The 2,459-nt window shown below is 45.7% G+C and carries 2 protein-coding genes and 1 pseudogene; 2 read left to right on the top strand and 1 reads right to left on the bottom strand.

Annotated features, from left to right (window positions below):
* On the bottom strand, window positions 1-1,490 hold a 1,490-nt coding region (locus tag F6K37_RS28205; RefSeq protein WP_287253732.1), incomplete at its 3' end, for a B12-binding domain-containing radical SAM protein.
* A gap of 194 nt (window positions 1,491-1,684) precedes the next feature.
* On the opposite strand from F6K37_RS28205, the gene F6K37_RS44840 reads away from it, so the two are divergent.
* Both F6K37_RS44840 and F6K37_RS28200 read left to right on the top strand, forming a co-directional pair.
* Complete coding sequence (locus F6K37_RS44840; RefSeq protein WP_083374173.1) at window positions 1,685-1,762, top strand: hypothetical protein; 78 nt, start codon at window positions 1,685-1,687, stop codon at window positions 1,760-1,762.
* A gap of 233 nt (window positions 1,763-1,995) precedes the next feature.
* A pseudogene (locus F6K37_RS28200) lies at window positions 1,996-2,459 on the top strand (penicillin-binding protein); the annotation flags it as partial.

The raw sequence follows: 2,459 nt of genomic DNA, 5'->3' as shown, positions 1-2,459 counted from the left end.
TAGAAGTCTAGTTCAGGTAACTGTCCTCGCAATTGTTTAAAGGCACGGCGGAAACTGCCTAAGGAATCCCCATAATGCCTGGTTAGTTCTAAGAGTTGGGATAAGCGACGATCCCCTCGGGAAATCAGTGCTTGAATTACTGACCAGTTGTAGCTTTCTGGTCGAAAGTCTATGGCTTGCGATCGCAATTTTTTCTGCAATAACTTGAGCCGCTTCTGGGCTTGGGGATTGACACCAAACCACTGAAAGGGTGTATGAGCTTTGGGAACAAAGGTGGAGCAACCGAGGGTTAAGCCTAGACCGGGCACTGCTTTCTTAATCTGTTCCATCATCCCTACAGTTTCTTCAACATCTGCTATTTCCTCTCCTGGAACTCCTACCATCCCGTAGAGTTTCAGACGTTTTAATCCCCCTGCTTTAGCATTGACTGCTGCCTGGATAATTTGGTCATTGCTGAGCTTCTTATTAATAATCTCGCGCAACCGTTGTGAGCCACTTTCCACTGCAATCGTAATGGAACGGGTGTTACGTTTGGTTAGGGTTTGGGCAAGCTTTTCGGTAACTGTATTGGTTCGCACTGAGGCAATACTCAAGCGCACATGGTCGTATTGTGGCTGATTTAGGTAATCTAACAACACATCAAACTCGGGATGCTGGGTGACTGATGCTCCCAGTAAGCCAATCCGGTCTGTTACCTTTAATCCCCGTTCTATAGCTGGAATCAAAGAATCGATCGCGCTAGGAGTACGAAATGGTAAAGTGAGGTAACTGGCCAGACAGAAGCGACACATCTCTGGACAACTGCGCACCACTTCTACCATGTAGATGTTTTCCCAAGCGGCTTTTTCGGTGACCACTGTGGAAGCAGACAGGGTATTGCCCCGATAGGTCTGTTTAGATACCGTGGTAGGAATCTGATCAGACACTGGTTGAATGGATGCGATCGCACTCGTTAGGTCATGGTAGGTTACCTGATATAGACTGGGTATATAGACTCCAGGGACTTGGGCCAGATGCTGCAGTTGAGTATTACGTTCAGCAGTGCGAACCTCTTGATAAGCATCGATAAAATTATCTAGCAGGATTTCCCCATCTCCGAGCAAAATCACATCAAAGAAGTCAGCAAAGGGTTCTGGATTAGCGGTTAACACGGGACCGCCACCAAACACTAGGGGATGGCTAGAGTCCCGTTGTGCTGAGTATAGGGGTATCTCCAAAAATTCCAATCCCCCTAAGATATTGACATAATCCAATTCCCATGATATAGAATAACCAAGTAATTCTGGCTGTCTCGGTAATGGCTCATGGTAATCCGTGAACAAGCGGCTGACCATTAGGTCAGGGCGCAAGGCTAGAGATGCCCACACTATCTGATAGCCGAGACTAGTAATACCGATGTTGTATTGATTAGGAAAGGCAAAAATAGTAGGAATAGCATGGTCGTCAGGAGTGGCTGGTGTAAACAGAAGACGCTCGGAGGAAAATACCACAGGGTTTAAAGAGGACGAATAATGTTGAAGAATAGCAAAAAATAAGGTTTAGTTTAATATTTTCATTATGCTTGGTTCATGAGTAAGCATATGGGCTACAGATGGTGCTACTTGAGGTGCCGTCAGCTGTCAGCAGTCAGCTTAATGCTTAAGGGAACGGAGTTGCCGAACTAGCCGGTTTCCTTCAAATTGCTATGGGTTCAGCCAGTGAACTTGAAGATCAGCTGTTACGGGCAGAAGATCTTAACTTAACTATTAGCCAAAGACTATGAATCCCATCTCAGCAGAGGTAACTCAGATCAAACGAATGCTTACCTGTTTTATTCAAAAGCTAATAGCTGTTCGCTGATAGCTGAATGCTGACCTAGTACGTATAAATCCGGATTTTACCCAAGCAGAAGGAAAAAAGTGACAGATCCACTAAATAAAGATTTCAAGCCCTAAAATAGACAACAAGTTATAAGACAAAAAGTTATGGCTGCTTTTGTATTGCTAAGGAGTTGATGTGTCAATATTTTCCCCGAAGCCCCAAGATCGACATAGTCACAACCCTCCGAATCCCTCAAAGAAACTGACGGAGAAATCGGATTTGAATGGGAGTGTTGCGTCTAATGATGGCAAGCACCCCTCATCAAAGCCAAGACGGCGGAAGCGGTCGAGGGTAGTTGCCCAAACTCTAAACGGAATCAAGCGTGTATCTAGTACGGTTATCAAACCGCTAATCGGACCAAAAGCAATTTATCGTCGCTCCTGGTTTTGGATCGGACTAGGGGTCAGTGGCAGTGCGATCGCATTGGGTTGGGGTTGGCAAAAGCTAGAAAGCTCTCTGCCAGATTCTACTAAGGATGTCTTGACCTATGTTCGAGATGGCACCATCACGATTAAAGCTGCCGACAGCACTATTATCCAGCAAATTGGGCCAGCTAGCCATGAGACCCTCAAGATTTGGGAAATACCCGAAACCCTGAT

The sequence above is a fragment of the Moorena sp. SIO4E2 genome (assembly GCF_010671945.1).
GTDB classification, from domain to species: Bacteria; Cyanobacteriota; Cyanobacteriia; order Cyanobacteriales; family Coleofasciculaceae; genus Moorena; species Moorena producens.
This window is presented reverse-complemented; position numbering and strand designations above follow the sequence as displayed.

Excerpts from the sequence above, each read along its gene's own strand:
- F6K37_RS44840 (WP_083374173.1), top strand. The coding sequence starts at position 1,685 with ATGGGTTCAGCCAGTGAACTTGAAGATCAGCTGTTACGGGCAGAAGAT.